This is a genomic window from Curtobacterium sp. MCLR17_044 (assembly GCF_003234435.1).
Lineage (GTDB): Bacteria > Actinomycetota > Actinomycetes > Actinomycetales > Microbacteriaceae > Curtobacterium > Curtobacterium flaccumfaciens.
This window is the reverse complement of sequence record NZ_QKTC01000041.1, coordinates 1-6,515: the sequence shown is the minus strand read 5'-3', so window position 1 is coordinate 6,515 and position 6,515 is coordinate 1. Positions and strand designations below refer to the sequence as shown.

Sequence of the window (6,515 nt, the reverse complement as noted above, 5' to 3'; positions counted from 1 at the left end):
CCACCCACCCCGACAGGCACTCGCGGGACCCCTCACGTGCGCGCTCACTCCAGTAGCGTCGGGACCATGGAATTCAGGTACCTGGGCAACTCCGGACTCAAGATCTCCGAGATCACCTACGGCAACTGGCTGACGCACGGCTCGCAGGTCGAGAACGACGTCGCCACCCAGTGCGTGCGGGCAGCGCTCGACGCCGGCATCACCACGTTCGACACCGCGGACACGTACGCCAACACCGCCGCCGAGACCGTCCTCGGCGAGGCGCTCAAGGGCGAGCGGCGCCAGTCCCTCGAGGTCTTCACGAAGGTCTACTGGCCGACCGGCCCGAAGGGACACAACGACGTCGGCCTCAGCCGCAAGCACATCATGGAGTCGATCGACGGCTCGCTCGAGCGACTGCAGACCGACTACGTCGACCTCTACCAGGCACACCGCTACGACTACGAGACCCCCCTCGAAGAGACGATGCAGGCCTTCGCCGACGTCGTCCGCCAGGGCAAGGCGCTCTACATCGGCGTCAGCGAGTGGTCCGCCGAGCAGATCCGCGCCGGTGCCGCACTCGCCAAGGAGCTCGGCTTCCAGCTCATCTCGAACCAGCCGCAGTACTCGATGCTGTGGCGGGTCATCGAGGGCGAGGTCGTCCCCGCCTCGAAGCAGCTCGGCCTGTCGCAGATCGTCTGGTCGCCCATTGCGCAGGGCGTCCTGACCGGCAAGTACAAGCCGGGTCAGCCCCTGCCCGAGGGTTCGCGTGCCACGGACGAGAAGGGCGGCGCGGACATGATCAAGCGGTTCATGCGCGACGAGGTCCTCGAAGCCGTGCAGCGCCTGCAGCCCGTCGCCGACCAGGCCGGCCTCACGCTCGCGCAGCTCGCGATCGCGTGGACCCTGCAGAACGAGAACGTCGCGAGCGCCATCGTCGGCGCCTCGCGTCCGCAGCAGGTCACCGACAACGTGAAGGCCGCCGGCGTCAAGCTCGACGCGGACGCCCTCGCGGCGATCGACGAGGCACTCGGCGACATCCCGGAACGGGACGCGTCGAAGAACGTGTCCCCGTCGTCGCGCCCCGCGTAGACGCAACCGACCGACGGACGGGAGGCCCGGTGCCAGCTGGCACCGGGCCTCCCGTCCGTCGTCCGTGCGCCCCTGACCACCGCAGCTGACGGATCGTCAAGATGAACGGCATGTGTCGCGCATCTGGCAGAGGCCTGGCAAGTCGCGTACCCCGCCCAAACCACCCAGTCACGCCCCCCGAATCGGGGGCATGACCCGAACTCGTACCCCCGTTCTGGTGTCACCCGACACCGGTGCGGTGCGGACCGTGCGCCCTGGCACGGTCCCGCGCCTGCTCGCCACCGCGAGGCAACTCGCGTCGTTCGGCACCATCGGTGCCGTCTGCTTCGTCATCGACCTGGGTGTCTACAACCTGCTCCGCGCCACCGTCATGTCGGACGGTCCCATCGCCGCGAAGATCGTGTCGGCCATCGTGGCGACCTCGGTCGCGTGGCTCGGCAACCGCTTCATCACCTTCCGTTCCCAGCGCCAGACCGGCCGCCGCGAGACCGTCCGCGAGGGGTTGCTCTTCGCTGCCACGAACCTCGTCGGTCTCGGCATCGCCGCTGCCTGCCTGTTCGTCTCGCACTACGTCCTCGGCTTCACGTCCACCCTCGCCGACAACGTCGCCGGCAACGGCGTCGGCCTCGTCCTCGGCACCGCGTTCCGGTTCGCCGCGTACAAGGCCCTCGTCTTCCGGTCCACCGACACACGTCCGAAGGGGTTCCCCGAATGACCATCTCAGCCGTGTTGCTGACGGCCGCAGGGCCGCTGCTCCAGCCCGACGAACGCCCCGGCACGACCGGGGACGTCCCGAACCGCGGGACCACGGACGTGCCGACGGGAGGCTCGGGGCAGCTCCCACAGGCCACCTGGTCGCTGGGCGAGTGGCTCGGCTACTCGACCCTCATCGCCCTCTCCGTGCTGCTCACGATCATCGCGTTGACCACCCTCTGGTGGATGCTGCACGCCTGGCGGTCCCGGGACGCGCTGAAGTCCACCAGCTTCAGCCAGACCCCGCGGCCGGCGGCCCACCGGTTCACGCTCCTGGTGCCCGGTCGGCACGAGCAGGACGTGATGGGGCAGACGCTCGACATGCTCGCGACCCAGGACCATCCCGACTTCGAGATCATCGCGATCGTCGGGGAGGACGACCCGGAGACCGACGCCGTCGTGCGTGCGGCGGCGGCTCGGCACCCCTCCCTGATCAAGGTCGTGGTGGACGACACCCTGCCGAAGAACAAGCCGAAGGCGATGAACCTGGCGCTCCAGCACGCGACGGGCGACATCGTCGGGGTGTTCGACGCCGAGGACGAGGTCTACCCGCGGCTGCTCTCCCTCGTCGACTCGCGGTTCCAGGAGACCGACGCCGACGTGGTGCAGGGCGGCGTCCAGCTGATGAACTTCACGTCGAGCTGGTGGTCGCTCCGGAACGTCCTGGAGTACTACTTCTGGTTCCGCTCGCGCCTGCACTTCCACGCCGGGTCCAAGTTCATCCCGCTCGGGGGCAACACCGTCTTCGTGACGCGCTCCCGCCTGGAGTGGTCGAACGGCTGGGACGCGCACTGCCTCGCCGAGGACTGCGAGCTCGGCGTGCGGCTCTCCGCCGACGGCGCGAAGGTCGTCGTCGCCTACAGTCCCGAGGCCGTCACCCGCGAGGAGACCCCGCCGACCTTCGCCTCGCTGCTCAAGCAGCGCACGCGGTGGAACCAGGGCTTCCTGCAGGTGCTGGGCAAGGGGGAGTGGAAGAAGCTGCCGTCCTTCCGGCAGCGGTTCTTCGCCCGCTACATGCTCACGATGCCGTTCATCCAGGCGGCCACCGGGCTGCTCATCCCGCTGAGCGTCCTGATGATCCTGTTCGTCAAGGTGCCGACGGCGATCGCCCTGGTGTCGTTCATCCCGGTCGCACCGACGCTGATGCTGCTGGCCGTCGAGATCGTCGGGCTGAACGAGTTCGGCCGCCTGTACGGCGAGAAGGTCCGGCTCCGCGACTACGTGCGGCTCGTGCTCGGCCTGGTGCCGTACCAGGTGTTCCTCGCCGCAGCGGCGGTCCGGGCAGTCGTCCGGCACGCCAAGGGCCAGAACGGGTGGGAGAAGACCGAGCACACCGGCCAGCACCGCAACGGACAGGTGGTCGGCTTCGCCTCGGACCTCGCCGGATCGGGCGCAGCGTCGTCCGCGGGCGCAGCGTCGTCCGATCGTGCGTTCGCCGGCACCACCACGGGAGGCACCCGATGACCGCCAGCATCACCGACACCACGGGCATCCCGATCCGTGGTGGCTCCACCGCCCACCGCACCGGCATCGGGGCGTGGTTCCGCCTGCACGCAGCCAGCCTGACGTGGTTGCTGCCCGTCGTCGCGGTGACCGTGCTCGTCCAGGCCTGGAACATGTCGGGCACACCGCAGCGCATCGACGACGAGGGGACGTACACCGCCCAGGCGTGGGCGATCACGAACCTCGGCGAGCTCACCCACTACACGTACTGGTACGACCACCCGCCGCTCGGATGGATCCAGATCGCCGGGTACACCGGGCTGACCGGGGCGTTCGCGCGGTACCCCTTCGCGGTGGAGGCCGGGCGCGAGGCCATGGTGTTCTTCTCCGCCGTCTCGAGCATCCTGCTGTTCGTCCTGGCCCGGCGGCTCGGTGCCGGACGGATAACGGCGGCCATGGCCGGACTCGTCTTCGCGCTGTCACCGCTCGCGCTGCAGTACCACCGCACCGTGTACATCGACAACGTCGCGACGCCCTGGCTGCTCGCCGCGTTCGTCCTCGTGCTGAGCCGTCGCCAGCAGCTCGCCGGGTTCGCCGGTGCCGCTGCCTGCCTCGGCATCGCCGTGCTGTCCAAGGAGACCTACCTGCTCGCGCTGCCGTTCCTCATCTGGATGGCCGTGCGTCGCGCCGACAAGAGCACCCGCCGGTACACGCTCAGCGTCGCCGGGGCCGTGCTCGTGCTGATCGGCGGCGGGTACCTGCTGCTCGCCGCGGTGAAGGGCGAACTCGTGCCGGGCGCCGGGCGGGTCAGCCTGTGGGAGGGCGTCACCTACCAGCTCGGGTCGCGGACCGCTTCCGGATCGGTGTTCGACGGGGGCAGCCTGGCGAACGAGGCCGCCGCGCAGTGGTGGGCCCTCGACCCGGTGTTCATCGTGCTCGGCTCGGTCGCCGCAGTCGTGGGGCTGTTCCTGCGCCGGGTCCGACCGATCGCCGCGATGCTCGTGTTCCTGCTCGCGGTGATGTTCCGGCCGAACGGGTACCTGCCGGTGCCGTACGTCATCATGCTCATCCCGTTCGCGGCGCTCCTCGTCGCGTACACCGCCGAGCGTGCCGTCCTGACGATCGCCGGTCGGGTCCACACCCGGAGCCGGTTCGGCCCGAGGGCACGGCGCGGCCTCGGCATCACCTGGGCCGTCGTCACGGCTGCGGCGCTCGTCGTCGCGGTGCCGCTGTGGGGGACCCAACTGCGCGGGTTCCTGCTCGGCAACCTCGACCTACCCATGCAGCAGGCCGAGCAGTGGGTGGGCGACAACGTGCCGAAGTCCTCGCGTCTGCTGGTCGACGACGCCATGTGGGTCGACCTGGTGGACGACGGCTTCGCCCGGAACAACGTCGTCTGGTACTACAAGCTCGACACCGACGGAGCGGTGGAACGGCAGTCCCCGAACGGCTGGAAGGACTCGGACTACGTCATCACGACGGACTCCATGCGCACCGGCGGCAACTCGTCCACCGACGTGCGGCAGGCGATCGAGAACTCCACGGCCGTCGCGACCTTCGGCACCGGTGACCAGCAGGTCGAGGTCCGCCGGATCCACGCCGAGGGAGCCGGTGCCGCCGAGACCGCGATCACCCGGGCCACCGACGTCCGGAAGACCCTGGGGACCGAGCTCGCCTCGAACCCGGCCCTGCGTGCGGACGACGGCACGAAGTCGCAGTTCCGCGCCGGACAGGTCGACTCGCGGGCGATGATCGCGCTCGGTCAGGTGTTCGCCGACCAGGACGTGCGGGTCGACCGGTTCACCCCGCGCACCGGGGAGACCGGCCAGCCGTTCCGCACCGTCGTCCTGCACACGAGCGACGACGCCTCGGCAGCACGGGTCGCTCGGACCTTCGACGCCATGTCCGAGGCGTTCCGGCCGGACTCGGTCGAGCGTGAGGGAGCACGGCTCACGGTGACGTACGCCCCGGCCGACCCGACGACGACCGCGACGAGCGCCTCGTGACCCCCGATCGCTCGGCCGAGCGGGAGCTTGCCGAGCTGGCGTCCCGCGAGCTGGCGTTCCGCGAGCGGGCGAAATGCCCGGAGGGCTCCGGCGTGGACCCTGGCATTCCGCCCGCTCGCCGGGGCGGCCGCGGAACCGTTCTCCGCGAACACGTCGGGGCGGAGCGCCCGCTGGCCGAGCGGGCGAAATGCCCGGAGGGCTCCGGCGTGGACCCCGGTATTTCGCCCGCTCGTCCGGGGGCCCGCACGACCCGCACGACCCGCACGACCCGCACGGCCCGCACCTCGACACGACACCCGCACGGACACCCGCACGCCAACCGCACCTCGACCCGAAGGAGCACCATCATGACCGCACGCACCACGAACCGCCGCCGCACCGTCGTCGTCGGAGCGCTCGCCGCCACACTCGTCGCCGCGACGGTCGGGCTCGCCGCCCCGCAGACCGCCTCCGCGGCGACGGCCGACCAGGGCTGGCTCCGCGTCGGACACCTGTCGCCGGACACGAAGGGCGTCGACGTCGAACTGTCCAGCCTCGCCGGGGGCAAGACCGTCTTCGAACTCGACGACGTCACCTACGGCCAGGTCAGCCCGTACAAGAAGCTGCCGGTCGGCACCTACGTCCTGTCGATGCGCGCCGCCGATGCCCCGCGTGCCACCCCCGTCATCTCCACCGACGTCACCGTGCAGAAGGGCGACGCCAGCACCGTCGTCGCCTACGGCAAGAACGACGGGCTGAAGACGACCGCGTTCACAGACGACCTGCAGCAGCCCGGCGACGGCAAGGCGAAGCTCCGGCTCGTCCAGGCCGCCACCACCGCGAAGCGTGTCGACGTGCAGACCTCCGACGGCACCCCCATCGCCGAGGACGCCACCTTCGGCAGCGCCACCAAGTACGCAACGGTCGACGCCGGCAAGTGGTCGCTCGACGTCTCCGGCAGCGGCCAGCGGGGCACCGCCAAGGTCGACCTCGCCGGCAACACGGTCTCGACCCTGTTCGTCCTCGACGACAGCAAGGGCAACCTGACGGTCGTGCCCGTGACGGACGCCGCGGCGACCGCCGCCACCCCGTCCGGCGGTGTGCAGACCGGCGGTGGCGGCGCAGCCGCCGACCGACCGGTGACGGAGGCGGTCCACGCGGCCGTCGCGATGCTCCGTTCGCTGTTCCGCTGACGCCCCGGACTGGAGGCGCGGATCACGTGCGCTGAACGGCCCACGTGATCCGCGCCTCCCCTCCGACCCC

At 70.5% G+C, this 6,515-nt stretch carries 5 protein-coding genes; all 5 read left to right on the top strand.

All coding sequences use genetic code 11. From position 1 onward, the window contains the following. The first annotated feature begins 66 nt into the window (after positions 1-66). The gene (locus tag DEJ04_RS18015) at positions 67-1,071 is read left to right on the top strand and encodes an aldo/keto reductase family protein (RefSeq protein ID WP_071405490.1); all 1,005 of its coding nucleotides are present in this window, start codon (positions 67-69) and stop codon (positions 1,069-1,071) included. A 190-nt stretch (positions 1,072-1,261) separates the two neighbouring features. Further along, positions 1,262-1,786, top strand: coding sequence for a GtrA family protein (locus tag DEJ04_RS18010; protein WP_110865635.1), 525 nt, complete (start codon positions 1,262-1,264; stop codon positions 1,784-1,786). Beyond that, entirely contained in the window at positions 1,783-3,288 is a 1,506-nt protein-coding gene (locus DEJ04_RS18005) for a glycosyltransferase (RefSeq protein WP_111048002.1), read from the top strand. Before DEJ04_RS18010 ends, DEJ04_RS18005 begins: the two co-directional genes overlap by 4 nt. Further along, positions 3,285-5,273 (top strand): glycosyltransferase family 39 protein, encoded by a 1,989-nt coding sequence (locus tag DEJ04_RS18000; protein ID WP_111048001.1) that lies wholly within the window; start codon positions 3,285-3,287, stop codon positions 5,271-5,273. The genes DEJ04_RS18005 and DEJ04_RS18000 overlap by 4 nt, the downstream gene beginning before the upstream one ends. A gap of 347 nt (positions 5,274-5,620) precedes the next feature. Further along, positions 5,621-6,445: a DUF4397 domain-containing protein gene (locus DEJ04_RS17995; protein ID WP_111048000.1), complete on the top strand. Its 825-nt coding sequence runs from the start codon at positions 5,621-5,623 to the stop codon at positions 6,443-6,445. Positions 6,446-6,515: the final 70 nt, after the last annotated feature.